Source organism: Paraburkholderia haematera (assembly GCF_905220975.1).
In the GTDB taxonomy this organism is placed as follows: Bacteria; Pseudomonadota; Gammaproteobacteria; order Burkholderiales; family Burkholderiaceae; genus Paraburkholderia; species Paraburkholderia haematera.
In genome coordinates this window covers 206,095-229,157 of sequence record NZ_CAJNBK010000002.1, presented here as the reverse complement: position 1 = coordinate 229,157, position 23,063 = coordinate 206,095, and the positions used below count along the sequence as shown (strand labels likewise).

General features: G+C 62.1%; 21 protein-coding genes. 8 read left to right on the top strand and 13 right to left on the bottom strand.

The features are described 5' to 3' along the window. Window positions 1–23: 23 nt before the first annotated feature. Both boxC and KHO23_RS05410 read right to left on the bottom strand, forming a co-directional pair. Complete coding sequence (gene boxC, locus KHO23_RS05415; RefSeq protein ID WP_211610008.1) at window positions 24–1,694, bottom strand: 2,3-epoxybenzoyl-CoA dihydrolase; 1,671 nt, start codon at window positions 1,692–1,694, stop codon at window positions 24–26. A 122-nt stretch (window positions 1,695–1,816) separates the two neighbouring features. Then, on the bottom strand, window positions 1,817–2,815 hold the full coding sequence (locus KHO23_RS05410) for a helix-turn-helix transcriptional regulator (protein ID WP_211610007.1): 999 nt from the start codon (window positions 2,813–2,815) through the stop codon (window positions 1,817–1,819). 184 nt (window positions 2,816–2,999) lie between these two features. Here KHO23_RS05410 and KHO23_RS05405 point away from each other — a divergent pair, with 184 nt between their 5' ends. The 4 genes from KHO23_RS05405 (at window position 3,000) to KHO23_RS05390 (ending at window position 7,613) form a co-directional block, all read left to right on the top strand. Then, complete coding sequence (locus KHO23_RS05405; RefSeq protein WP_211610006.1) at window positions 3,000–3,479, top strand: DUF4863 family protein; 480 nt, start codon at window positions 3,000–3,002, stop codon at window positions 3,477–3,479. Between the two features lie 8 nt (window positions 3,480–3,487). Next, a complete protein-coding gene (locus KHO23_RS05400) occupies window positions 3,488–5,086 on the top strand; it encodes a 3,4-dehydroadipyl-CoA semialdehyde dehydrogenase (protein WP_211610005.1) in 1,599 nt (532 codons plus the stop codon). 95 nt (window positions 5,087–5,181) lie between these two features. Continuing rightward, on the top strand, window positions 5,182–6,774 hold the full coding sequence (locus tag KHO23_RS05395) for a benzoate-CoA ligase family protein (RefSeq protein WP_211610004.1): 1,593 nt from the start codon (window positions 5,182–5,184) through the stop codon (window positions 6,772–6,774). Between the two features lie 8 nt (window positions 6,775–6,782). Further along, the gene (locus KHO23_RS05390; protein ID WP_211610003.1) at window positions 6,783–7,613 is read left to right on the top strand and encodes an alpha/beta fold hydrolase; all 831 of its coding nucleotides are present in this window, start codon (window positions 6,783–6,785) and stop codon (window positions 7,611–7,613) included. A 133-nt stretch (window positions 7,614–7,746) separates the two neighbouring features. On the opposite strand, the gene KHO23_RS05385 is transcribed toward KHO23_RS05390, so the two are convergent. The 3 genes from KHO23_RS05385 to KHO23_RS05375 form a co-directional block, all read right to left on the bottom strand. Further along, window positions 7,747–9,117, bottom strand: a complete 1,371-nt coding sequence (locus tag KHO23_RS05385) for a GntT/GntP/DsdX family permease (protein WP_120290774.1) — start codon at window positions 9,115–9,117, stop codon at window positions 7,747–7,749. An 80-nt stretch (window positions 9,118–9,197) separates the two neighbouring features. Beyond that, on the bottom strand, window positions 9,198–10,313 hold the full coding sequence (locus KHO23_RS05380) for a porin (RefSeq protein ID WP_211610351.1): 1,116 nt from the start codon (window positions 10,311–10,313) through the stop codon (window positions 9,198–9,200). A 161-nt stretch (window positions 10,314–10,474) separates the two neighbouring features. Next, the gene (locus tag KHO23_RS05375) at window positions 10,475–11,677 is read right to left on the bottom strand and encodes an aminotransferase class V-fold PLP-dependent enzyme (RefSeq protein WP_211610002.1); all 1,203 of its coding nucleotides are present in this window, start codon (window positions 11,675–11,677) and stop codon (window positions 10,475–10,477) included. Window positions 11,678–11,796: 119 nt separating this feature from the next. On the opposite strand from KHO23_RS05375, the gene KHO23_RS05370 reads away from it, so the two are divergent. The 4 genes from KHO23_RS05370 to KHO23_RS05355 all read left to right on the top strand — a co-directional run bounded on the left by KHO23_RS05370 (window position 11,797) and on the right by KHO23_RS05355 (window position 15,927). Then, on the top strand, window positions 11,797–12,681 hold the full coding sequence (locus KHO23_RS05370; protein WP_211610001.1) for an IclR family transcriptional regulator: 885 nt from the start codon (window positions 11,797–11,799) through the stop codon (window positions 12,679–12,681). A gap of 127 nt (window positions 12,682–12,808) precedes the next feature. After that, on the top strand, window positions 12,809–13,270 hold the full coding sequence (locus tag KHO23_RS05365; RefSeq protein ID WP_211610000.1) for a RidA family protein: 462 nt from the start codon (window positions 12,809–12,811) through the stop codon (window positions 13,268–13,270). Window positions 13,271–13,407: 137 nt separating this feature from the next. Further along, the gene (locus tag KHO23_RS05360; protein WP_211609999.1) at window positions 13,408–13,734 is read left to right on the top strand and encodes a hypothetical protein; all 327 of its coding nucleotides are present in this window, start codon (window positions 13,408–13,410) and stop codon (window positions 13,732–13,734) included. An 81-nt stretch (window positions 13,735–13,815) separates the two neighbouring features. After that, on the top strand, window positions 13,816–15,927 hold the full coding sequence (locus tag KHO23_RS05355) for a phosphocholine-specific phospholipase C (RefSeq protein ID WP_211609998.1): 2,112 nt from the start codon (window positions 13,816–13,818) through the stop codon (window positions 15,925–15,927). A 107-nt stretch (window positions 15,928–16,034) separates the two neighbouring features. Here KHO23_RS05355 and KHO23_RS05350 read toward each other — a convergent pair whose 3' ends face one another. Genes KHO23_RS05350 through KHO23_RS05315 form a run of 8 tightly spaced genes read right to left on the bottom strand, consistent with a single transcriptional unit; the run spans window position 16,035 to window position 23,009 of the window. Next, the gene (locus tag KHO23_RS05350; protein WP_211609997.1) at window positions 16,035–17,324 is read right to left on the bottom strand and encodes an MSMEG_0569 family flavin-dependent oxidoreductase; all 1,290 of its coding nucleotides are present in this window, start codon (window positions 17,322–17,324) and stop codon (window positions 16,035–16,037) included. Between the two features lie 26 nt (window positions 17,325–17,350). Beyond that, window positions 17,351–17,635 carry an MSMEG_0570 family nitrogen starvation response protein gene (locus KHO23_RS05345; protein WP_211609996.1) on the bottom strand — a complete coding sequence of 95 codons (285 nt, stop codon included), beginning with the start codon at window positions 17,633–17,635 and terminating at the stop codon, window positions 17,351–17,353. A gap of 17 nt (window positions 17,636–17,652) precedes the next feature. After that, window positions 17,653–18,828, bottom strand: coding sequence for an MSMEG_0565 family glycosyltransferase (locus tag KHO23_RS05340; RefSeq protein ID WP_211609995.1), 1,176 nt, complete (start codon window positions 18,826–18,828; stop codon window positions 17,653–17,655). Then, window positions 18,825–19,811: a sll0787 family AIR synthase-like protein gene (locus tag KHO23_RS05335; RefSeq protein WP_211609994.1), complete on the bottom strand. Its 987-nt coding sequence runs from the start codon at window positions 19,809–19,811 to the stop codon at window positions 18,825–18,827. Before KHO23_RS05335 ends, KHO23_RS05340 begins: the two co-directional genes overlap by 4 nt. After that, complete coding sequence (locus KHO23_RS05330; protein ID WP_211609993.1) at window positions 19,808–20,407, bottom strand: MSMEG_0567/Sll0786 family nitrogen starvation N-acetyltransferase; 600 nt, start codon at window positions 20,405–20,407, stop codon at window positions 19,808–19,810. Before KHO23_RS05330 ends, KHO23_RS05335 begins: the two co-directional genes overlap by 4 nt. Window positions 20,408–20,409: 2 nt before the next feature. Beyond that, window positions 20,410–21,480, bottom strand: coding sequence for an MSMEG_0568 family radical SAM protein (locus KHO23_RS05325; protein ID WP_211610350.1), 1,071 nt, complete (start codon window positions 21,478–21,480; stop codon window positions 20,410–20,412). After that, a complete protein-coding gene (locus tag KHO23_RS05320; protein WP_211609992.1) occupies window positions 21,473–22,507 on the bottom strand; it encodes a Nit6803 family nitrilase in 1,035 nt (344 codons plus the stop codon). Before KHO23_RS05320 ends, KHO23_RS05325 begins: the two co-directional genes overlap by 8 nt. 19 nt (window positions 22,508–22,526) lie before the next feature. Next, on the bottom strand, window positions 22,527–23,009 hold the full coding sequence (locus KHO23_RS05315; protein ID WP_054040483.1) for an MSMEG_0572/Sll0783 family nitrogen starvation response protein: 483 nt from the start codon (window positions 23,007–23,009) through the stop codon (window positions 22,527–22,529). Window positions 23,010–23,063: the final 54 nt, after the last annotated feature.

Below are 23,063 nucleotides of genomic sequence, written 5' to 3'. Positions count from 1 at the left end.
ACGTCGCATCGCGTCGAAAAGAATCAGACGCGCGAGACGTCGAATTGCGCCTTGCTGCCCTTGCCGTACACCTTGAGCGCGCCCTTCTCGCCCACTGCGTTCGGCCGGTTGAAAATCCAGTTCTGCCAGGCGGTGAGACGCCCGAAAATCCGCGTCTCCATCGTTTCCGGGCCGTTGAAGCGCAGATTCGCTTCCAGTCCGGTCAATGCATCCGGCGACATGGCCGCGCGTTCTTCGAGCGCGATGCGAATTTCGTCGGCCCAATCGATATCGTCGGGCGACGCGGTCACGAGACCCAGGCGCTCGGCTTCAACAGGCTTGATTGCCTGGCCGATTTTCGAGCGCACCGCGTCGAGCGGTTCGACTTCTTCATAGAAGCGGCGAGCGAGGCGCGATTGATGCGTGACCATCGGATAAAGACCGAAGTTGACTTCCGACAGCGTGATCACCGGTTCTTCGTCTTCGTTGCTCGGCAGTGCGGCCATATAGCTGCGGTCGGCGGCGAACGCGAGTTCCGCGAAGGTGCCGGCAAAGCACGAGCCCGGCTCGATCAGCGCGAACAGCGAACGCGACGACACGTCGATACGCGCCAGCGTGCGGCGCAGGAGGCCAATGGTCTCGCGCACGAACCAGTGGTCCTTGTGCTCGATGAGCGTGGCGTCGGCGGCGAGCAGGTTGCGGGCGTCGCCTTCGGTCTTGAAGACCCAGGTGCCGACGTCGAGCTCGTTGGTGCGCATCGACAGGATCGCGTCGTCGAGTTCGCGGGCGAACTGCAGCGGCCACCAGCCCGTGCCGGCGGCGACGATCGCATCGATCTCCGTGGGTTGCGCGGCTTCTGGGGCTTTAGCCGTGAAAGTGGCGATGCGCTTCGCACGATCGATCGTAATGTCGAGCGTTTTATAAGTCAGGCCGTCTTCGCGGTTGGTGCGTTCGATACGCGTGAGCACCACGCCTTGTGCATTCGACGGGCGATCGCTTTGTTCGGCGAGTTCGAGCGCGCGTGCCTGAATCGTCTGATCGAACTGATTCGGCTTCACGACTTCATCCACGAGACGCCATGCTTTCGCCCGCTCGCCACGAATGCCTTCCACCACCGTGCAGAAGATGTCCGCACGATCGTGACGCACCTTGCGCTTATCGGTCACGCGCGTGAGGCCGCCCGTACCCGGCAGCACGCCCAGCAGCGGCACTTCCGGCAGCGATACCGACGACGAGCGGTCATCCACCAGATAGATTTCGTCGCAAGCGAGCGCGAGTTCGTAACCGCCGCCGGCGCACGCACCGTTCACGGCAGCGAGAAACTTCAGACCTGAATGACGCGACGAGTCTTCGAGACCGTTGCGCGTTTCATTGGTGAACTTGCAGAAGTTGACCTTCCACGCATGCGTGGACAGACCCAGCATGAAGATGTTCGCGCCCGAGCAGAACACGCGGTCTTTCAGGCTCGTCAGCACCACCGTTCTGACTTCGGGATGCTCGAAGCGGATGCGCTGTATCGCGTCGTGCAATTCGATGTCGACGCCAAGGTCGTACGAATTCAGCTTCAGCTTGTAGCCGTCACGGATGCCACCGTCCTCGGCGATATCGATGCCGAGGGTCGCAACGGGACCGTTGAAACTCAGCTTCCAATGCTTGTACTGCGAGGGATCGGTGCGGTAATCGACCGGTGCGACTGCGGTTTCTGCTGCGGACATGGGGCGTCTCCTGACTGGACCTGGACGATGCAAAACTTGTTTTTGAACAATAGTGCATCGTCATCCCCATGTAAAGCACTTTAATGCATGTTTTATAGTAAACCCTAGGCTCCCACTGCAGTTCAGCTCACCCTTGCGTCGTCCGGCGATTCGGCCGCGAGCCTTGCGGCAAGCCGGTCACGCAACTGCAAGTAGGCGTCGGCCAAGGTTTTTTCGCTAGTGTCGAAGGTCATGTCGGCGCGGCCGTACAGTTCGCTGCGCCCCGCCAGGATGCGCTTGAGGTCGTCCATTGCTTCTTTATTGCCGGACATCGGCCGCAGGTCGCCTTGCGCGACGACCCGGCGCATATGCTCTTCCGGCGTGGCTTGCAGCCAGACGGTGAAACAGTGCGACAGCAGCGCGTTAAAGGTGCCCGACTCCGACACCAGCCCGCCCGGCGACGCGATCACGGCTCGCTCGTGCTCCTGAATCACCGCCTCGAGCGCGCGGTGCTCATAGCGCCGGTATGCGCTTGCGCCATAGAGGGAATGAATCTCCGACGGCGGGCAGCCGGCGAGTTGCTCGATCACGCGCGTGAGTTCAACGAACGGCACCTTGCGCTCCTGCGCGAGCATCCGCCCAAAGGTCGACTTGCCGGCCCCGCGCAAGCCGATCAGCGCAATCCGGTCCTTGCGATGCGGGTCGCGCGGCGCTTGCGCGAACATCTCGGCAAGCGCCACGCGGGCGCGCTGCAATGCCGCCTGGTCGCGCCCTTGCAGCAGTTCGCGAATCAACAGCCACTCGGCCGAGGCGGTGGTTTCGTCGCCGATCACTTCGGCTAGCGAGCAGTTCAGCGTCGCCGCGATCTGCCGCAGCACCAGCACCGACGCGTTGCCCACGCCCGATTCCAGATTCGCCAGATGACGCTCCGACAAACCGGTTTCAGTTGCCAGCGTTTTGCGCGTCATGCCGCGGCGCGCGCGCAGCAGGCGCACGCGATCGCCCATTGCCGTCAGAAACGGATCGCGCTCGCCGCCGCGCTCCGCCGCACGCTCGGTCCCGCTGTCGGCCCGGCTCGCAGCGCGGCTTGCGTCCTCGTCGGCTGGATCATCCAGAGGCGCGGGAGAGTAATTTTGGTTCATGTTTAACTGCCTCTTGAATACGTTACATGTACTATAGTGCTTGACAGGTGCAGAGTGAACGGTTAATTTTCGCCAAATATTGATCCAATAACAAACGCTGTCGAGGTTTTTCGGCAGCGTCACGGAAATGGTGCAACGACACGCATGAACTAACGTGCGTGCGCGCGCCGATCTGGAGGCTCGCATGTCCCCCCATGACTTTCAACGCCTGATTGCGGGCGTGACTGAGCAACTCGCCGGCCGGACGCTCGACGGCACGCTGGCCACGTGGCTCAACGACACGTATCCCGCCGATAGCGCGACCTTCCGCGATCTGGCGAATGCCTGCCGCACCGGCGTGGCCGAAGGCTGGCTGTGCAACCGCGAAAGCGGCGGCATTCGCTACGGCCGCATCTACAAGGCGTTACCGGACACCCACGGTTTTTCCGTCGACGTGGTCGATATGAAGGATATTGCCGGTCCGCATCACGTTCACCCGAACGGCGAAATCGATCTGATCATGCCCCTCACCGAGGGCGCCACCTTCGACGGTCATCCGGCCGGCTGGTGTGTATACGGCCCCGGCAGCGCGCATCGCCCGACCGTCGCGAATGGGCAGGCGCTGGTGCTGTATCTGCTGCCGCAAGGCGCTATCGAATTCACCGCCTCCCCACCTTCCGCCTGAGACTCGCTATGACCGAACTATTGAAAAACTACGTTTCAGGCCAGTGGGTCGCGGGCGAAGGTGAAGGCGTGACGCTCACCGACCCGGTCACCGGCGAAGCCCTCGTGCGCGTGTCGAGCCAGGGCCTGGATCTCACCCGCGCATTCGACTTTGCTCGAGAAGCAGGCGGCACCGCTTTGCGTGCGCTCACCTATGCGCAGCGCGCCGCCCGTCTGACCGATATCGTCAAACTGCTGCAGGCGAAACGCGACGACTACTACGCGATCGCGACCGCGAACTCGGGCACCACGCGCAACGATTCGGCGGTCGACATCGACGGTGGAATTTTCACGCTCTCGTACTACGCGAAACTCGGCGCGTCGCTCGGCGACGCGCATGCGCTACGCGAGGGCAACGCCGTATCGTTGAGCAAGGACCAATCGTTCAGCGTGCAGCACGTGCTCACGCCGACACGCGGCGTCGCGCTCTTCATCAACGCGTTCAATTTCCCGTCGTGGGGCCTGTGGGAGAAAGCGGCGCCCGCGCTGTTATCCGGTGTGCCCGTTATCATCAAACCCGCCACGGCGACGGCGTGGCTCACGCAACGCATGGTGGCCGACGTGGTCGACGCAGGCATTCTTCCGCCCGGCGCGCTATCCGTCATCTGCGGCAGTTCCGCGGGCCTGCTCGATCAGATTCAGACATTCGACGTCGTGTCCTTCACCGGCTCCGCGCAAACCGCCGCAACATTGAGCGCGCATCCGGCTTTCGTCGAGCACGGCGCGCGTCTGAATGTCGAAGCCGACAGTCTCAACAGCGCCATTCTCTGTGCGGACGCGACACCCGATACCCCCGCCTTCGAACTGTTTATCAAGGAGGTGGTGCGGGAAATGACCGTGAAATCCGGTCAGAAATGCACGGCGATCCGCCGCGCGTTCGTGCCGGAAAAATCGCTCGAAGCGGTGCTGGATGCACTGAAAGCCAGGCTCGCGAAAATCACCATCGGCAATCCGCGCAACGAAACCGTGCGCATGGGTTCGCTTGTGAGCCGCGAGCAGTACGAGAACGTGGAGGCCGGCATCGCCGCATTGCGCGAGGAAGCGGTGCTCGCGTTCGACGGCTCGGCCGCGCCGCTTGTCGATGCGGACGCAACGATTGCGGCTTGCATCGCGCCGCATCTGTTCGTGGTCAACGATCCCGATAGCGCAACGCTGCTGCACGACGTCGAAGTGTTTGGACCGGTGGCAACCGTGGCGCCGTATCGCGTCGCCGCTGCCGCAAACAGCACCCTTCCCGAAGCGCACGCAATTGCACTCGCACGACGCGGCCAGGGATCGCTCGTCGCGTCCATCTATTCGAACGACGACGCCCATCTCGGCAAGCTCGCACTGGAACTTGCCGATTCGCACGGACGTGTCCACGCAATCTCGCCTTCCGTGCAGCAGAGTCAGACCGGCCACGGCAACGTGATGCCGATGTCGCTGCATGGCGGGCCGGGCCGCGCAGGTGGCGGCGAAGAACTCGGCGGCCTGCGTGCACTGGGTTTCTATCACAGGCGCTCGGCCGTTCAGGCATCGAGCGCCGCGCTCGACGCCCTGACGCAAACCACGCATTTGCCCGCAGCATAGCGACTCAGGACAGGCATCTGGCAATCAGACAATAAGCATCGAGCGGATCATGAGCACATAAGCGCCGGACCGCCCCCACCCGATGGAGGAGACATATGGAAGCCTTGCTGGAACCGGCTGCGAGTCAGCCCGCCGCGACGGTCGAACCGCCGCCCGCGGTATACAATTTCGCGGCCTACCTGTTTCACCTGAATGAATCGCGCGCCGGCAAAACCGCTTATATCGACGACACCGGCAGCACCACTTACGGCGAACTCGAAGACCGGGCCCGGCGTTTCGCGAGTGCATTGCGCACACTCGGCGTACATCCGGAAGAACGCGTGCTGCTGGTGATGGTCGATACCGTCGAACTGCCGGTCGCTTTTCTCGGCGCGCTTTATGCGGGCGTCGTGCCGGTTGTCGCGAACACGCTGCTTACCCCTGCCGACTATGTGTACATGCTGACGCACAGCCACGCGCGCGCCGTGATCGCATCGGGCGCGTTGCTGCCGAACGTCACGCAGGCGATGGATACCGCCGAACATGACGGTTGCCAGTTGATTGTCTCGCAGCCGCCTGAAGGCGAGCCTTTGACGGCGCCGTTGCTTAAAGATCTGATCGATGCGGCCACGCCGGCCATCAAGGCGCAAACAACAGGTTGCGACGACATCGCGTTCTGGCTGTATTCATCGGGCTCGACCGGCAAACCGAAAGGCACCGTCCACACGCACGCGAATCTATACTGGACCGCTGAGTTGTACGCGAAGCCGGTTCTTGGCATCGTCGAAAGCGACGTGGTGTTCTCGGCGGCCAAATTGTTCTTTGCGTACGGTCTGGGTAATGGTCTGACCTTCCCGCTTTCAGTCGGCGCCACGGCCGTGTTGATGGCCGAGCGTCCCACCGCCGATGCCATTTTCACGCGCCTCGTGCGGCATCGCCCGACCATTTTTTACGGCGTGCCGACGCTCTACGCGAACATGCTCGTCTCGCCCAACCTGCCCGCGCGCGCCGACGTCGCCATGCGCGTGTGCACGTCGGCGGGCGAAGCGCTGCCGCGCGAAGTCGGCGAGCGCTTTACCGCACACTTCGGCTGCGAAATTCTCGACGGCATCGGCTCGACCGAGATGCTGCATATCTTTCTGTCGAATCGCGCGGGCGCGGTCGAATACGGCACCACGGGTCGCCCCGTTCCCGGCTATGAAGTCGAGCTGCGCGACGAAGCGGGTCATGCTGTGCCCGACGGAGAAGTCGGCGATCTGTTTATCAAAGGGCCGAGCGCGGCACTCATGTACTGGAGCAATCGCGAGAAATCGCGCGCAACGTTCCTTGGCGAGTGGATTCGCAGCGGCGACAAATACTGCCGTCTTGCGAACGGCTGCTACGTGTATGCGGGCCGCAGCGACGACATGCTGAAAGTAAGCGGGCAGTACGTATCGCCCGTCGAAGTGGAAATGGTCCTGGTGCAGCACGACGCGGTGCTGGAAGCGGCGGTGGTCGGCGTCGATCACGGTGGTCTCGTCAAGACCCGCGCGTTCGTGGTGCTAAAGCGTGATGTCGCGCCGTCTGAGATACTCGCGGATGAGTTGAAGGCTTTCGTCAAGGAACGGCTCGCGCCCCATAAGTATCCGCGCGATATCCTGTTCGTCGACGATTTGCCGAAAACCGCTACCGGCAAGATTCAACGCTTCAAACTGCGCGAACAGTCATAAGGTGATCCATGCAGAACCCCGTAACAACGGCCAACGTTAGCGACTTCGCGGAACTGCCCGCCACGGCATCGCATGGGCCGTTGCGCATCGAATATCGTTGGGTGAACGAAGCGGCGGGCAATGCGCCGGTCGCCGTGTTCCTGCACGAAGGGCTCGGATCGATTGCAATGTGGCGCGACTGGCCGCAGGCATTGTGCGAGCGTCTGGGCATGCGTGGTCTCGCCTATTCCCGACCCGGTTATGGACTTTCCACACCGCGTGAGCACGATGTGAAATGGCCGGTCGATTTCATGACCGGACAGGCGCGCGATATCCTGCCCGCTCTGCTCGACGCGCTCGGTATCGGCACGCAGGAGCGCAAGCGTATGTGGTTGATCGGCCATAGCGACGGCGGCTCGATCACGCTTCTCTACGCGGCGCTGTATCCGGACGAATTGGCGGGTGCGGTCGCCATCGCACCGCATGTATTCGTCGAAGATATCTCGGTGGATAGCATCGCGCAGACCAAAGCACTCTACGAAACCACGGATCTGCGCAGTAAGCTCGGTCGCTATCATGCCGACGTCGATTCCGCGTTCTATGGCTGGAACGATATCTGGCTGAATCCGGCATTCAGGGAATGGCGCATCGTCGACGAACTGGCCGCCATCAGGCAACCGTTGCTCGCGGTGCAAGGCCACGACGATAACTACGGCACGATGGCGCAGATCGATACGATCGCCGAACGCGTGCCGCACGCGCGGTTGGTGAAGCTCGATGCGTGTGGACACTCGCCGCATCGCGATGCGCCGGACGCGTTGAATGAGGCGATCGCGGCATTTATCTCACGGCCGCGTTGATCCTCATCAAGACAAACCTTGCCCGTCTGCGCGCAGGTTTTCGCGACCTCTGTAGCTGAAAGATCGCGGCGATTGCCGCGCAATGCAAAATCGCGGCGCGTCCTCAAGACGCGCCACGACGAACCCTCCCCGCTCAAATCACGGTTGAGAGCCCCAACGTCAACACCAGTGCCGTCACCGAAATAATCGTTTCGCAAACGGTCCACGTCTTGAAGGTTTGCGGCACCGTCATGCCGAAGTACTCCTTCACCAGCCAGAAGCCGCCGTCGTTCACGTGCGACAGAATGAGCGACCCCGCGCCGGTGGCCAGCACCAGCAACTCGGGCCTCACCCCGCCTACCGTGCCCACCGCCGCTGCGGCGATCGGCGCGATGATGCCGGCCGCCGTCGCCATCGCTACCGTCGCCGAACCGGTCGCCACGCGAATCAACGCTGCCACCAGCCACGCGAGAATCAGCAGAGGCACGTGCGCGCCGGTCGCGACATCCACGATCGCCTTCGACGCGCCGCTATCGATCAGAATGCGCCCGAAGCCCGCGCCCGCACCCACCACCAGCGTGATACTCGCCGTCGGTGCAAGACACTCGTTGGTGAACTTGAGGATCTGCTCGCGGTTAAAGCCGCGCGATTTGCCGAACGTGTAGAAGCTCAACAACACAGCCAGCAGCAATGCCATGTCCGGGTGCCCGATCAGACGCAGTGCATTGTTCAGCGACGATTTGGCCGGCACGATCGCATCGGCCCAACTGCCGACCAGCATCAACAGCACCGGCAGCAGCACCGTCAGCAACGTGATGCCGAAGCCCGGCAGTTCCTTGTGCGCGCGCTGCGCGTCCTGTTCGATGAACTGCTGTGCCATCGGATTGACGCCGTCGAGCACGACAAAGCGCGCGATCAGTTTCGAGAACAGCGGACCCGCAACGGCCGCCGTCGGAATGCCGACAATCAGCGCGTAGAAAATCGTGTGGCCGATATCCGCGTTGTACGCGGTGACCGCGAGCAACGCCGCCGGGTGCGGTGGAATCAGACCGTGCACGACCGACAAACCCGCCACCATCGGAATGCCGACGCGAATCATCGACGTCCCGGTCCGCTGGGCAACATTGAAGGCGATCGGAATCAGCAGCACGAAACCGACTTCAAAAAATACCGGCAAACCAACGAGGAACGCGATGCACATCATCGCCCAATGCACGTTCTTCGGCCCGAACAGGCTGATCAGCGTGCGTGCGATACGTTCTGCGCCGCCCGATTCGGCCATCATCTTGCCGAGCATCGTACCGAGCCCCACCACGATGGCAATGTGGCCGAGCGTGCCACCCACACCGGTTTCGAACGACTTGAGAATCGACGTCGCCGGCATGCCGACGGCAAGCGCCAACGCTACCGACACCATCATCAACGTGATGAACGGATTCGTCTTGAACCGCGCGATCAGCACGACCAGCGCGATGATGGCAATCAATGCATAGACGAGTAACAGACTTCCTTGAACGGTCGCCATAGGTGCTCCTGAAGAGAAAGATCCGCGCCGCAGTTTCCGTTAAGCGGAATGTTGTATGAGCAGCGACGCGGGCGGCGTACTTAGAACTTGTGGCGGATACCGGCGACGGTCACGAACTGGCCGCTGTTGCTCGACGGATTCGAAATACCTTCGACCCATGCGTGCGAACCGGATGCATGTTGGTAGATCCCGTTCAGGTAGAGGTCGGTGGTTTTCGACAGGAAGTACTCGCCGCCCACGCTCAACTGGTTGTAGTGCGCATTGGTGGCGGTGGTGCCGCTGGTGTTCTGCGTCGTGTAGATGTAGCCAAGCGCAAGCAGCGCAGCGGGCGTGAGCTGATACTTCACGCTGGCTTCATAGTTGGCGAAACGCAGGCTGCCACCGCTGAGCAACTGGAATTGCGAGTTCGTGTACAGAAGCAGGACGGTTGCCGGGCCGAACACGTACGAGCCGCCCGCGCCCCACACCTGGTTGCGCTTCACGCCGCTGATGATCGACGAGCTGGTGCTGTAGTAATTGTCGGACGGTGCGGCGCCCGTGGTGCTGGTAGCCGGCTGATTGACCAGCGAGTAGGCCGCGTCCAGGTGCAACGGGCCGTTCACGTAGTCGGCGCCGACGCTCCATGCGCGGTTGTTGGCAAACTCGCCCGCGGTGTTCGAGAACGCGTACATCGCGTTCGCGGTAAACCCGGCGTACGTCGGCGTGGTGTATTTGACCGCGTTGTTGGTGCGGTAAGTATTGTTGATATCGTCGTTGTCGTAGATCGCGTTGCCGTACTGGCTCATCGCGCCGACGCCATTGATCTGCATGTTCGACAGATAATCCTGCACGCTGTTGTACTGGCGGCCGAGCGTGATCGTGCCCGCCTTGCTGTTGGAGAGCGCAACCCATGCGCTGCGGCCGAACAGGCGGCCACCCTGCCCCAACGCACCCGTTTCGGCGCTGAAGCCGTTTTCGAGCTTGAACATGACCTTGTTGCCGCCGCCCAGATCTTCGCTGCCGATCAGGCCCCAGCGCGAACCCTGCACATTGCCCTGGGTTGCCTGATACGCCTTTTCGCCCTTCTGGTTATTGGTGAAGGTAAAGCCGGCATCGACGATACCGTACAACGTCACGCTGCTTTGCGCGTAAGCGGCCTGCGCGGCGAGTCCGGCGGCAGCGAGCGCGATGGCCGTACGAAGAATCTGCTTGTGCATCATGGTTTCCTCAAGTCGGGAGAGAGACGAACGCCGGTTACACGGTGATGTTCCGGCGATATAAGTAGTGCTAAACAGGCAAGTCAAAGCGGCACCAGAATGGAGTCCGGTGCTACGGTCAAACAACGGTTATCGATGAAGCGATATGAAGCGGGCGAAAATCAGTCAGGCCAGTTCCGGCGCGCAGCAATGCGGCGCGCGTCGCGCTGGTAGAACGGTGTGACGACGGGTTCGGGCGACTGCTGCGCGCGCTCGAGTTCGGCAGTGAGGCGCGCCAGTACGATCTGCTCTTCACCCGGATGCAGATTGCAGGGGTCGAGGAAAAAGAAATGCAGTTCCGCTTCATGATCGCGCACGATCACGGGCGCCTCGCCTTCGGGTGGCCGCGCAAGCGCATCGGCGAGATCCCACGCCGTGATACGAGCCTGCCTGGGATCGATATGCAGTTTCAGACGGTCGAGCGGATTGCCGGTCGGATCGGCGTCGATCTCGGCCCAAACGCCGTCGAAGCGATTCAAGGTTTCGCGCCAAAGCGTGAGGTGACCGCGTTCGCGGGCGCGAACCGCGACATGGTCGCGTTGCTGCCATTGTTCGAGCGCGGCGATCGCGCCCATCACGCCTTCCTTGCCGACTTTCATGCCGCGACCAATGCCGCCATTCTGGAAATACGCGGCACGGACCAGCGCTTTCTTACCCGCGACAATGCCGGCGGTCAGCCCACCGAGAAATTTGTGCGCCGAGTAGAGCGCGAAATCGGCGCCCGCTGCGATATAGCGTTTGAGGTCATACTCGGATGCCGCGTCGACAATCACAGGCACGCCCTTCGCATGCGCGAGCGCAATGAATTCTTCGAGCGGGATCATGCCGAATTGCACCGTATGATGCGAAACCACGTAAAGCGCCGCAGCGGTGCGTTCGGTGATGGCGGTATTCAACTGGTAGCCGTGCGCTTCGGTCGCCGCGCCCACCGGCACGACACGCGCGCCGGCGAGACGGATCGCCTGGTCCACCGGTGCGCCATAATTGACCAGGTGGCCGGTTTGAATCACGACTTCGCGGCGCTCTATGGCGGTGGTGTCGGGCAGCCGTTCGATCAGGCCGTGGTCGTCGCCCGTCATGGCGGCGGCGATGGTAAGCGTGATCGCGGCCGAGCACGACGCGGTGATATACCCCGCTTCGCTGCCGCACGCGTTTGCAATCGCCGCCGAGGCACGGCGTTGCAGATCGTCGATCTCGACGAATTGCGGCAGCACCTGTGCCACCGCGTCGATCACCGGCGCGCTAACAATGGACGCGCCGAGGCCCGTCATCGTGCCCGTTGCGTTGATGACAGGGCGTAAGCCAAAGCGAGAGCGAATGTCCATGAAGCGCCTCCAACCCGGTATTTCTTAATTATGGAATATATGTTGTAATTGCGGATCAGTCTAGCATACAATCACCCAGCGTCAACTGGACAAAAAACATCTCGCGTCAGAGGAGCACGATGGCTCGCACGCCCCGACCTTCCACGTCCGAAGCGTCTGAAACAGCATCCGCCGCGGCACCCGCCGGCACCGAAACCCCGGCAGGAAGCCGGGAGGAAGGCGCCGCGCCGCGCACGCGCACCAGCGCGCTCGATCGCGCTGTGCAGATTCTCGACGCGCTCCAGCAAGCGAACCGCCCCGCCACCGCGTATGAAGTCGCGCGCATGGTCGGCGCGCCGCTTTCCACCGTCTATTCGATCATCAACGATCTGGTCGAGAAGAACCTGCTCGCGCGGCGTGTCGACGGCACGATCTGGCTCGGCTCGCGTCTGTATGGTTACGGTTTGACGTATGCGAGCTCGCTCGACTACCTCGCGGTCGCTCATGAGGAAATGCAGCGGCTCTCGGCAGAAGTCGAAGAGACCGTGCAGGTTTGCGGACTCGAAGACGGCATGATGGTCGTGCAGCAAATGGCTGAAGGCCCCGGGCATTTCCGTGTGACGTCGCGAGTAGGCAGCCGGGTGCCGCTCAACTGGACCGCGTCCGGCCGTTTGCTCGTCGGACACTTGCCGGATGCCGAACGGGTCGCATTCTTCGCGCAGCACGCGCAAAGCTCGCCGACCGGTCGCGCGGAAACCCGCCCGCAAGTCCTCGCGCAAATCGCCCGCGAAGCATTGGAAGCGCGGCTGTCGATTCAGATCGGCGAATCGGATGCGTCGGTGGCGTGTCTCGCGGCGCCCGTGCTCGACAACACCGGCACGTGCGTCTTCACGATTTCGATCGTGATGCCCGAGGCGAAAGCCGTGCTCGGCACTGAACGTTTCGCGCAAGCCGTGCAGGCGGTCGCCGCCCGCATCGAAGCACGTCTCGGCTGGCGGCATCGCGAACAGGAGCCGGCGGCGTAAAGCCGCTTCAAGCCCCAAGCTCAAAGCCCAGTGCCCAGTGCCCAAGGTCCGAAGCACGAAGCCTGAAGCCCCACCCCGGCGTGCAACGCTGACTCCTTAAAGAACGCTCACCATCACTTCCCCATCGATGAACTGCTACGACCGGCTGCACACGCGCGGCCTCAAGCTCCCGCAAGTGCCGACGCCGATCGGCAATTTCATGCACTGCACACGCGAGGGGAATCTGCTGTTTCTGTCCGGCCAGGGTCCGCTCGACGAAACCGGCTCGCTGATGACCGGCAAGGTCGGCGCTACCGTCAGCGCGGACGAAGCCTACCGGCACGCACAAATGGTGGGCCTGAATCTGCTGGCCGTGCTGCATAACGAGCTGGGCGATTTGCGGCGCGTGAAGCGCGTCGTCAAGCTGCTGGGCATGGTCAACGCGGCGCCGGATTTCACCGAGCATCCGCGCGTGATCAACGGCTGCTCGGACCTGTTCGTCGATGTATTCGGCGATGCCGGTCGCCATTCGCGCTCCGCGGTCGGCGTGGGCTCGCTGCCGGGCAATATTACCGTCGAGATCGAAGCCATCGTCGCGATCCAGGATTGACGGCGGCTCAATTCTCAACAAATACCCAAATTTCCACATCTTCACAAAAGTTACACAGGTCAGCGACTATTCTTGCGCATCGCTGACCTGGGCACACGGATGCCCTGGTGCATCTTCCCCGTGCCGGAGACATTGCCATGTCCGTTGTGTCGAAGCCGTCCATTGCCTTCTATCGCAAACGTTTGGCGGGCGCACTGGCCGCCGTATCGCTCTGCATGCTGCTCGGCGCTTGCGGCAACGACGACGACAAAACCTCCGACACGCGCGCGGATAGTTCTACCGCAAGTTCCACCGGCGACAGCAGCACCGCCGTGGTTCTCTCAGCGAATCCGTCCTCCGTTGCACCCGCGCCTGCCGCAGTTACGATTCAAACCCCTGCACGACCCGCATCAAGCGCCGACCCGGCATTGTCCGCCGCCACGTCGACGCCGCTCGCCACACCTGTCATTCACACCGTAGATTGAATTTCGCGCCCCACGCGACGCGCGGCTCACGCTTGCGCGCCGCATGGTTCGTTCCTCTTATGAAGATCGAAAGCCAAAACCATGACTTCAAAAAATCGCCGTGATTTTCTGCGCTCCGCCGCGCACGCCGCCGGTTCCGCGACCGCGTTGAGCATGCTGCCGCTGGGCATTCGCAACGCGCTCGCCATTCCCGCCAACAACAAGACCGGCACGATCCGCGACGTCGAGCATATCGTCGTGCTGATGCAGGAAAACCGCTCGTTCGACCACTACTTCGGCACGCTCAAGGGCGTACGCGGTTTCGGCGACACGCGCGCGATCAACCTGCCCAACGGCAAGCCGGTGTGGTATCAGCCGCTCGTGGCGGATGTCGGCTATGTGCTGCCGTTCAGGCCCACCGCGCCGAACCTCGGTCTGCAATTTCTGCAGGACCTCGCGCACGACTGGACCAGCACGCACGCAGCATGGAACGGGGGCCGCTACGATCAATGGGTGCCCGCCAAAGGCACCACGACGATGGCCTACCTCACGCGCGACGACATTCCCTTCCACTATCAACTCGCCGACGCCTTCACGATCTGCGACGCGTACCACTGCTCGCTGATGGGACCGACCGATCCGAACCGCTACTACATGTGGAGCGGCTGGGTCGGCAACGACGGCAACGGCGGCGGCCCGGTGATCGACAACTCGGAGCTCGGCTACGGCTGGTCCACCTATCCGGAAGTCCTGCAGAACGCCGGCATCACCTGGAAGATCTATCAGGACATCGGCACGGGACTCAACGCTAGCGGCTCGTGGGGCTGGACGCAGAACCCGTACATCGGCAACTACGGCGACAACTCGCTGCTCTACTTCAACCAGTACCGCAACGCGCAACCGGGCAACCCGCTGTACGACAACGCCCGCACCGGCACGAACGCGGCCAATGGCGACGGCTACTTCGACATCCTCAAGCGCGACGTGCAAAACAACGCCCTGCCGCAAGTCTCGTGGATCGTCGCGCCGGAAGCGTATTCCGAGCACCCGAACTGGCCGTCCAACTACGGTGCGTGGTACATCGATCAGGTCCTGCAGATTCTCACGTCGAATCCCGAGGTGTGGAGCAAGACCGTGCTGTTGATCAACTACGACGAGAACGACGGTTTCTTCGATCACATGGCGCCCCCGTTCGCCCCCGCCTCGAGCGCGAATGGTTTGTCGACCGTCGACACCAGCAATGAAAACTATCCTGGCAATGGCAAAACGCCGGCGGGTCCGTATGGACTCGGACCACGGGTGCCGATGCTGGTGGTGTCGCCGTGGTCGAAAGGCGGCTACGTGTGCTCGGAACTGTTCGACCATACGTCGGTGATCCGCTTTATCGAAAAACGCTTCGGCCAGCAGCACAATCTCGGCGAATCGAATATCACGCCGTGGCGCCGCGCGGTGTGCGGCGATCTGATGTCGGCGTTCAACTTCAGCACGCCGAACGATGCGTTCCCGACGCTGCCGAGCACGAGCGGTTATGTGCCGCCCGATCAGAACCGTCATCCTGACTATGTCCCGCTGCCGCCGCTCCTGCAAGCCGTACCGAAGCAGGAACCTGGCGTGCGCCCGGCTCGCGCGCTGCCGTACGAACTGTTCGTGCGCGTGCATGGCGAAGGCTCCGCGAACAAGCTGACCATGCGTTTCGTCAATTCGGGCAAAACAGGCGCTGTGTTTCTCGTCTATGCAGCGAATGGTCTCGCTGCACCGCTGACCTATACCGTCGAAGCCGGCAAGCGGCTGCAGGATCAGTTGCCGTTGAATATCGACGGCACGTACGATTACACGGTCTATGGTCCGAACGGTTTTCTGCGCCGCTTCGCGGGCAGGCCGGTTGCGAGAAGCTGGTGGCACGGCGCCGAAATCGCGCGGCCGGAAGTCGCCGAAGGCTACGATGTCGCGAACGGCAATCTGCAATTGCGGCTGGAAAATGTGGGCAGCGCGCGCTGCGAGTTCACCATCGTCAATGCCTATGACGCGAGCAACGTGGTCAAGCACTCGGTGCGCGGCGGTGACACCGAACAGTTGTACCTCGATCTGCGCAACGCCTACGGCTGGTACGACCTGGCGATTACCGTCGACACAGATCCGTCGTTCGTGCGACGCTTTGCCGGACACGTGGAAACCGGCAAGAGCAGCATGAGCGATCCGGCACTGGGGAGCTAGGTTTCAATTCGGTTTCGATTCGGTCCGTACGAAATGAGACGGCCGTTGCGATAGAAAGCAGCGGCCGTTTTTTCATGCATTCGCATCGCAGCGAATAAGCCGTAGTCTCAAGCCGCCACAGCCGCCCTGACCGACTCACGCTCTCGCGTTTTCTCTCGAATCGCCTGCACGACGAACTCGGCATCGCGCGCGACCCCTGAGAAGCGCCCCGATCCCCACGTATGCAGCCACGGCAGGCCGACGAAATACAAACCGTCGATCGGCGTAATGCCACGGGTATGCGCCGGATAACCGCGACCGTTGAACACCGGCGCGTCGAGCCAGCTAAAGTCCGGCGTAAAACCGATGCACCAGATAATTGCCGAAATGCCGCTAGTGTGGAGATCGAGCGTCGTACGTTCTTCGGCCGGCCGCCAGACGGGTTCGTAGACATCACCCGCCGGCGCGCCGATACCATGCTTTTCAATGAAACCGTCGATGCTCGCGTTGATGCGGTTATACGTATCGTCCGCCGTGTCGAGATTGGCGGCGAGTGTCGGTGCGAAATGGAATTGCCCGTCGCGCAGATCGTCGAGCCGGCCGTACAGCTCCATGCCTTCGGTGGCGAACTTGCGCAGATCGATGTCGCGACCGCCGTCGCGGCCGGTCACGTAGTGATTGGTGTTGTCGCGCACACCTTCGCGCAAGGGATGCTTTTCGACCGGCATGTCGTAGTACTGCATGTCGGCGAGCCAATCGACCACGTCGCGCCCCCGATAGAAACGCGCGCAGCGCGGCGCCTCACCGACCGCGAGCACCACCTTGCGCCCGGCCAGATGCAGGTCCTCCGCAATCTGCGCGCCGGATTGCCCCGTGCCGACCACCATGATCGCGCCTTCGGGCAAGGTTTGGGGATTCCGGTACGCCGACGATTGCAACTGCACGATGCTTGCTGGCAAGCGCTCGGCGAGACGCGGCACGATCGGCGTGTGATAGCCACCCGAGGCGACCACGACCTGATCCGCGGTGAAATCGCCCTGCGTGGTCACGATCGTAAAGATGCCATCGTCGCGCTGCTTCACGCGTTTGACTTCCGCGTGCTCGATCACCGGTGCTTCGACGTGCGCGATGAAGCCGTCAAGATAGTCGATGATTTCCTGCTTCTTCATGAACCCGTGCGGATCGTCGCCCGGGTAGGGGTAGCCGGGCAACGCACACTGCCAGTTCGGCGTCACGAGACAAAACGCGTCCCAGCGTTGCTGGCGCCACGTATGCGTCACCGTGTTCTTTTCCACAACCAGATGGTCGATGCGGGCCTGCTTGAGGTAATAGCTGACCGACAGGCCCGCCTGCCCGCCGCCGACGACGAGCACGCTGTAATGCCCGTCGGCGCACCCATGATGGATTGATTTCGACATGATGCGTCCTCTGCAAAAATAAGCGCCTAGCTGAATTCGATAACCTTGACGGTCGCCTCGGGCCGATCGCGAAAACGCTCGGCATCGCGTTCGATCTGCGCGAGCTGGTCCATCGCCGCCGAGCAGGCAAAACCGTACTTCTCGCGCACGCGCTCCGAAGCGATACCTAACGCCTGCCGCGAACGATCGACGAAATCGTCCAGCGCGTAGGCCTCGCCAGGTGTGAAGAAATCGCCGATGACGAGCGACGGCGAATAACAGTTCGCTTCATCGCCATCGGGCCACTGAATCCGAAAATGCATGACAGGCATAGCAAATCCTCAATCGATCAATAAATAGCTAAAGCGCGCGTTGCAAGCAATTGGCGGTACACGTCGACGTGACGCCGTGCGCTTGCCGCCCAGCTAAAGCGTGCGAGTAACACAGGCACAGCCCCGTCGAAATCAATACGGCCACCGTTGTCGCTGAGAGCGTGTAGCAAGGCCGTCGCTATCGACCCGACATCGGCCGGATTTGCCCAGTAACAGGTGGTGTCGTCGAGGTATTCGGTGAACGGTGCGATTGCCGAGGCAACCACCGGCGTGCCGCTGGCAAGCGCCTCCAGCACCACCAGGCCGAAGCCCTCCCGCAACGACACCATCGACAACACGTCCGCGCTGCGAAAGAGCGCGGGCATTGCGGCGTCTTCGAGCGGCCCGGTCACGACCACGCTTTCGTCTGGGCCAATCGACAACCCCAACTCTGCCGCGCGCTTAAGCACGCCGCGCGCGTAGGCGTCGTGGTCGAGCAGGCTGGCACCGCCGGCAATCACAAGTTGCGCGCCCGGCAACGTGCGCAGCACCAACGCGAACGCTTCGAGCAGGGCGAGTGTGTTCTTGCGCGCTTCGATACCGCCCACTGAAAGTACGAGCGGGCCACCATCGATGCCCAGGCACCGTTTGATATGCGCGTCGTGTGCATCCTCGTCAGGCGTAAAGCGCGCGATGTCGACGCCGTTCGGCACGGTCACCGCGGCAATGCCGAAAGTCGAATGCATCTCGTGTGTCCACGTATCGCTCACGCACAGCACTTGCTCCGCATCCTCGTACGCCCGCCGCTGCCATGCGGCGAGACGTGGATCGTCGAAATGATCAAGGTGATGAACGGTACGCATGAAACCGCGAATGAGCCCTTGCGCTCTCAGATCGGCGAGTGCGTTGCCGCTGATACTGTCCTGCGCGTGCAGCACATCGAACGACCAAGCGTCGTGTTCCATCAACGTCTGCCTGAATGCGTCAATCCTCGCCTCCACCATCGCTACCGTGCCGGACTGCGACAGCGTGATTGGTGCATAGACCACGCGGCACGGCGGCAGGCGAAACAACGTCTCACCCGGCACGGCCGGCGCAAAGACGGTCACGTCATGACCGAGCGCGGTCAACGCAGTCGCCAGTTCAAGCGTGTGCACTACGCCGCCACGCGGATTGACCGAATGCGTCAGCAACGCGATACGCAACGAATTCATCGCGGACCGTCCTTCGCGACCATGAACGGCTCCCGGTTAAAATCCCACAACACCGCGACCTCATCGTGTTGACGCAAAACCACCTCACACGTCGCGTCGACCGAACCGATCACGGCGCAAGCGAGTAAACGCGAATCGAACTGCGCCTGGACGGCGTCCACCTTCTCTTCCCTCACTGATAACAGATAGCCGAAGCTCGGAAATGCGGTGACCCAACGTGACAAGGAAACGTCCGCAGGCTTAGGAATACTCGCGAGATCGATCCGCGCGCCCACCCGTGAGCATTCGAGCAACATCAGCGCCGTGCCGAGTGTGCCGGCCATGCTGATGTCCTTCGCCGCATTGCATAAGCCACTTTCCGCCAATTGCGGAAGCAGTTCGAGATCCGCCCTCAAACGTTCAGGTGGCGCATCCACCGATGCATTCCAGAACGGATACGGTTCCTCGAAGCGGCCGCGCAAATCGACGGCCATCATCAAGCGATCGCCGGGCTTCGCATTGAAACTCGACAGCAGCGCTTTCGCACGCCCCACAATCGACACCGCAAGTTGCGCCGCATCGCTGCGCGTATTGGTATGACCGCCGACTATCGGCACGCCATAAGCGACGGAGGCCGCCGCCATGCCCGCAAGCACGTCCTCGGCCGCATCGACGCCTCGACTCCATAGCGCATCGACCACCGCCAGCGGCCGCCCGCCCATCGCGTAGATATCGCTAACGTTGACCATCACGCTGCTGTAGCCGGCGAACCACGGCATCGCGCTCACGAAATCGCTGACCATGCCTTCGATGGCGAACAGCAGGTAGCCATCGCCATCGGCAATGGCCGCGCAGTCGTCACCAAGTGCGACGGCCTGCGCGAGACCCTGCGTGCCGCCAGGCAGATGCCGTGCGAGTGAGCCGACCACATCGACGATATCCGTCTTATGCCGAAACCCGCGACTCTCGCGCAGGCTGGCAACGAGATCGGCCACGCTGTTCATGCCGCGCTCCGTGCGGAGGCCGCGCTGTGCGATTGCGTATGAGTCACGAAGCCGCTATACGGCGTCACACATGGCGGATACCAGTTCAACTGCGCCCGCATCAGATGATGCGGCCGACCCAACAATGTTTCCTCGGCAAGCACGTCCCAATGCATCGCGCAAAAGAGCGGCACGTTCTGGCTCTGCACATGGGCGAGAAACGTCTCGCAACCGAGCGCATGGGCACTGCTCACGGCGAGACGAATCAACGTCGCGCCAATTTTTCCGTGGCGGCGAAACGCGGCATGTACGGCAAGACGCGAACCGAACCACACGCTGCCCTCGTTGCGATGAATCCGCACCGTACCGACCACCTGCTCCGGCATGCCGGCGACACAACTCACGGCCACAAGCTGCCGCGCATGCAGGTCGATATCGTCCCGATCGTCGCCGACAAAAATGCCCTGCTCGATGCAGAACACCGCGCGCCGCAGCTTGTACGCTTCGTCGGCTTCCCAATCCAGCGTTGTCCACTTGATGCGGAATTCGCTCGGCGCATAGGGTGCGAAACCCACTTCGCCGTCAAGCGCCTCGCCTGCAATCGCTTCACCGAACATGATCACTCCTCGTACGACGACAACGACGAACACGCGCCGCATTTACCGCAACCGGCCTTGATATCGCTTGAACGCATTGCAGCGGCGTTGAGCATGCCGCCAAGCGGCTGCAAAACCGACTTCATGAATTCAGGCGTGGGCGCGGGATGGTCCTCGAGCGGCGTGCCGCTGATCGGCACAAACGGCACAACGAAGGGATAGACACCGAGTTCAATCAGCTCGCGCGACATGGCCAGAATCGCCGCCGCGCTATCGCCAAGACCGGCGAGTATGTACGTACTCACCTGACCGCGTCCGAACACAGCAACTGCCGCCTTGAACGCTTCCATGTAGCGAGCCAACGGCACGCTCGCTTTGCCCGGCATGATGCGTTCACGCAATGCGGGCGTCACCACTTCGAGATGCATGCCGAGCGTATCGATGCCACTTGCTTTCATGCGCGCGAACCAGCGGTCGTCGTCGGGTGGCTCGCATTGCGCCTGGATCGGCAGATCGACCGCCGCTTTGATGGCGAATGCGCTTTCGCACAGGATCTGCGCGCCGCGATCGGACGTGGGCGGCGTGCCGGTGGTCAGCACCATATGCTTGACGCCGTCGAGCAATACGGCTGCCCGTGCCACTTCGGCCAATTGCTCCGGCGTCTTGCGCGCAATCGTGCGGCCTGCCGCGAGCGATTGCCCAATCGCGCAGAACTTGCAACTCTTGCGGCGACTCTCGTAACGGATGCAGGTTTGCAGCACCGTTGTGGCCAGCACGTCCGCACTATGCAGCGCGGCAATGTGCGAGTAAGGTACGCCGTCGAGCGTCTGCATGCCGTAGAAGCGCGGGGCTTTGGGAAAGCTGATATTGGCAATCCGAATCGTGCCGCGCAGCAAGGCACTCGAGCCATTTGCATCCGGCGTCTGTGCGACGAACGGCGAGTGCCAGGCGGTGCTCGTATGCACCGGCACCATGATCGTCACGCCGTCCACCGTCACCGCTTTGTGGTCCGACGGTCCCGCGCCGCCACGCCGGCTCGCGGCGCCCGCATCCGGAGACACGAGCCGCAAGCCGGCCGACTGCAATTCAGTCATCAATTGCCGGCTCGCTGCCGACAGTGTCTCGCTGGAGTTCATCGCGCCATCCCTCGTTTGAATTGAAACCCGTGCTCGAAGCACTGGACCAGGCCGGCATCGGCGCGACGGTTTCCGCCGGCCGCCGGTTGATCGCAAGACTCAGCAATTCCGGCCGCGCGTAGTGGCCGACCGAATCCATCATGCGTTTGCGCTTGGTGATCAGCGCCATGTCGAGATCGGCGATCACCATGCCTTCGCCCTCACGCAGCGGCTGCGCCAGATGCTGTCCCTCCGGCGACACGATTGCGGTGTTACAGCCGCCGCGCAGCGCCTTCTGCAAATTCGTATCGGGTGTGACCGATGCAATCTGCGCCTCGGTCAGCCAGCCCGTCGCATTGACCACGAAGCAACCCGACTCCAATGCGTGATGCCGGATCGTTACTTCGATCTGATCGGCGAAGATCGGCCCCACCAGCGAGCCGGGAAATTGGCTGCAATGAATCTCTTCGTGCTGCGTCATCAAGGCATAACGCGCGAGCGGGTTGTAATGCTCCCAGCAGGCGAGCGCGCCGACGCGCGCCACCGCCGTTTGCGCGACTTTCAAACCGGCCGCGTCGCCCTGCCCCCAGATCATCCGCTCATGAAACGTCGGCGTGATCTTGCGACGCTTGAGTATCAGTTGGCCGTCCACGTCGAAGATCAACTGCGTGTTGTAGAGGCTGCCGTGATCGCGCTCATTGACGCCGAGCACCACCACCATCCGATGCAAACGCGCCCGCTCGGCCACCGCCTGCGTCACCGGGCCCGGCACGATCACGGCTTCCTCGTAGAGCTTCATGTGATCGGCGCCGGACGCAACCGGCGGACGCACGAAAGAAAAGTACGGGTAGTACGGCACGAAGGTTTCGGGGAACACGATCAGTTGCACGCCTTCGCGCGCCGCTTGCTCGATGGCCTCGCACACCTTCTCGAGGGTTCCGCCGCTGCGTTCGAAGTCCGGGGCGATCTGGACCGCGGCGGCACGCACGATGCGTTTGTCGGACATAGTGGTCACCCGCCTTTCGTCAAACCGTCCATGTGTGGATGATCAGTGCGTTGTCCTTGCGATGAAGCAACTGAATATCCAGCACGTCGAGCGGACTGATCGGACGGATGCCTTCGATCAGCGAGGCCTCGCCGTGCCCATACAAGGCTTGTAGCGCGAAGCGGCAGGCGTACACCTTGCCGCCCTCTTCCATGAACTTCATCAGTTGCTTGTTGAAGTTCAGGTGGCCAGGGAACGCTTCGTCGCCAAGCGTCGGAAAGCCGCGTTGCAGACCGAGCGTAACGCCCGGCCCGTAAAGCAGCACTGACGTCTCGAAGCCCTTGCGCTGCAAACGCGTGGCCTGCAACAGATTGACGAAGCCGATCGATCCCTCGAACGCTACCGTATGAAATGTGACGAGCGCCTTCTCGCCAGGTTCGGCCTTCACGTCTTCGAAGACTTTCTCTTCGTAGTCGACAAGGTAATCGCCTTTCTGATGCAGCGGTTTGTTGACGGCTGGCATGACACTCTCCGATCAGGTTTGCTAAATAAAAGATGGCGCATTCAATCCGTGCGC

What these genes read in the sequence shown, in the direction of transcription:
- KHO23_RS05410 (WP_211610007.1), bottom strand. Translation starts at nt 2,815, where the DNA reads ATGAACCAAAATTACTCTCCCGCGCCTCTGGATGATCCAGCCGACGAG.
- KHO23_RS05320 (WP_211609992.1), bottom strand. Translation starts at nt 22,507, where the DNA reads ATGTCCGACAAACGCATCGTGCGTGCCGCCGCGGTCCAGATCGCCCCG.
- KHO23_RS05390 (WP_211610003.1), top strand. Translation starts at nt 6,783, where the DNA reads ATGCAGAACCCCGTAACAACGGCCAACGTTAGCGACTTCGCGGAACTG.
- boxC (WP_211610008.1), bottom strand. Translation starts at nt 1,694, where the DNA reads ATGTCCGCAGCAGAAACCGCAGTCGCACCGGTCGATTACCGCACCGAT.
- KHO23_RS05340 (WP_211609995.1), bottom strand. Translation starts at nt 18,828, where the DNA reads ATGAATTCGTTGCGTATCGCGTTGCTGACGCATTCGGTCAATCCGCGT.
- KHO23_RS05360 (WP_211609999.1), top strand. Translation starts at nt 13,408, where the DNA reads ATGTCCGTTGTGTCGAAGCCGTCCATTGCCTTCTATCGCAAACGTTTG.
- KHO23_RS05375 (WP_211610002.1), bottom strand. Translation starts at nt 11,677, where the DNA reads ATGGACATTCGCTCTCGCTTTGGCTTACGCCCTGTCATCAACGCAACG.
- KHO23_RS05330 (WP_211609993.1), bottom strand. Translation starts at nt 20,407, where the DNA reads ATGTTCGGTGAAGCGATTGCAGGCGAGGCGCTTGACGGCGAAGTGGGT.
- KHO23_RS05405 (WP_211610006.1), top strand. Translation starts at nt 3,000, where the DNA reads ATGTCCCCCCATGACTTTCAACGCCTGATTGCGGGCGTGACTGAGCAA.
- KHO23_RS05400 (WP_211610005.1), top strand. Translation starts at nt 3,488, where the DNA reads ATGACCGAACTATTGAAAAACTACGTTTCAGGCCAGTGGGTCGCGGGC.
- KHO23_RS05370 (WP_211610001.1), top strand. Translation starts at nt 11,797, where the DNA reads ATGGCTCGCACGCCCCGACCTTCCACGTCCGAAGCGTCTGAAACAGCA.
- KHO23_RS05395 (WP_211610004.1), top strand. Translation starts at nt 5,182, where the DNA reads ATGGAAGCCTTGCTGGAACCGGCTGCGAGTCAGCCCGCCGCGACGGTC.
- KHO23_RS05365 (WP_211610000.1), top strand. Translation starts at nt 12,809, where the DNA reads ATGAACTGCTACGACCGGCTGCACACGCGCGGCCTCAAGCTCCCGCAA.
- KHO23_RS05315 (WP_054040483.1), bottom strand. Translation starts at nt 23,009, where the DNA reads ATGCCAGCCGTCAACAAACCGCTGCATCAGAAAGGCGATTACCTTGTC.
- KHO23_RS05345 (WP_211609996.1), bottom strand. Translation starts at nt 17,635, where the DNA reads ATGCCTGTCATGCATTTTCGGATTCAGTGGCCCGATGGCGATGAAGCG.
- KHO23_RS05385 (WP_120290774.1), bottom strand. Translation starts at nt 9,117, where the DNA reads ATGGCGACCGTTCAAGGAAGTCTGTTACTCGTCTATGCATTGATTGCC.
- KHO23_RS05355 (WP_211609998.1), top strand. Translation starts at nt 13,816, where the DNA reads ATGACTTCAAAAAATCGCCGTGATTTTCTGCGCTCCGCCGCGCACGCC.
- KHO23_RS05335 (WP_211609994.1), bottom strand. Translation starts at nt 19,811, where the DNA reads ATGAACAGCGTGGCCGATCTCGTTGCCAGCCTGCGCGAGAGTCGCGGG.
- KHO23_RS05350 (WP_211609997.1), bottom strand. Translation starts at nt 17,324, where the DNA reads ATGTCGAAATCAATCCATCATGGGTGCGCCGACGGGCATTACAGCGTG.
- KHO23_RS05325 (WP_211610350.1), bottom strand. Translation starts at nt 21,480, where the DNA reads ATGACTGAATTGCAGTCGGCCGGCTTGCGGCTCGTGTCTCCGGATGCG.
- KHO23_RS05380 (WP_211610351.1), bottom strand. Translation starts at nt 10,313, where the DNA reads ATGCACAAGCAGATTCTTCGTACGGCCATCGCGCTCGCTGCCGCCGGA.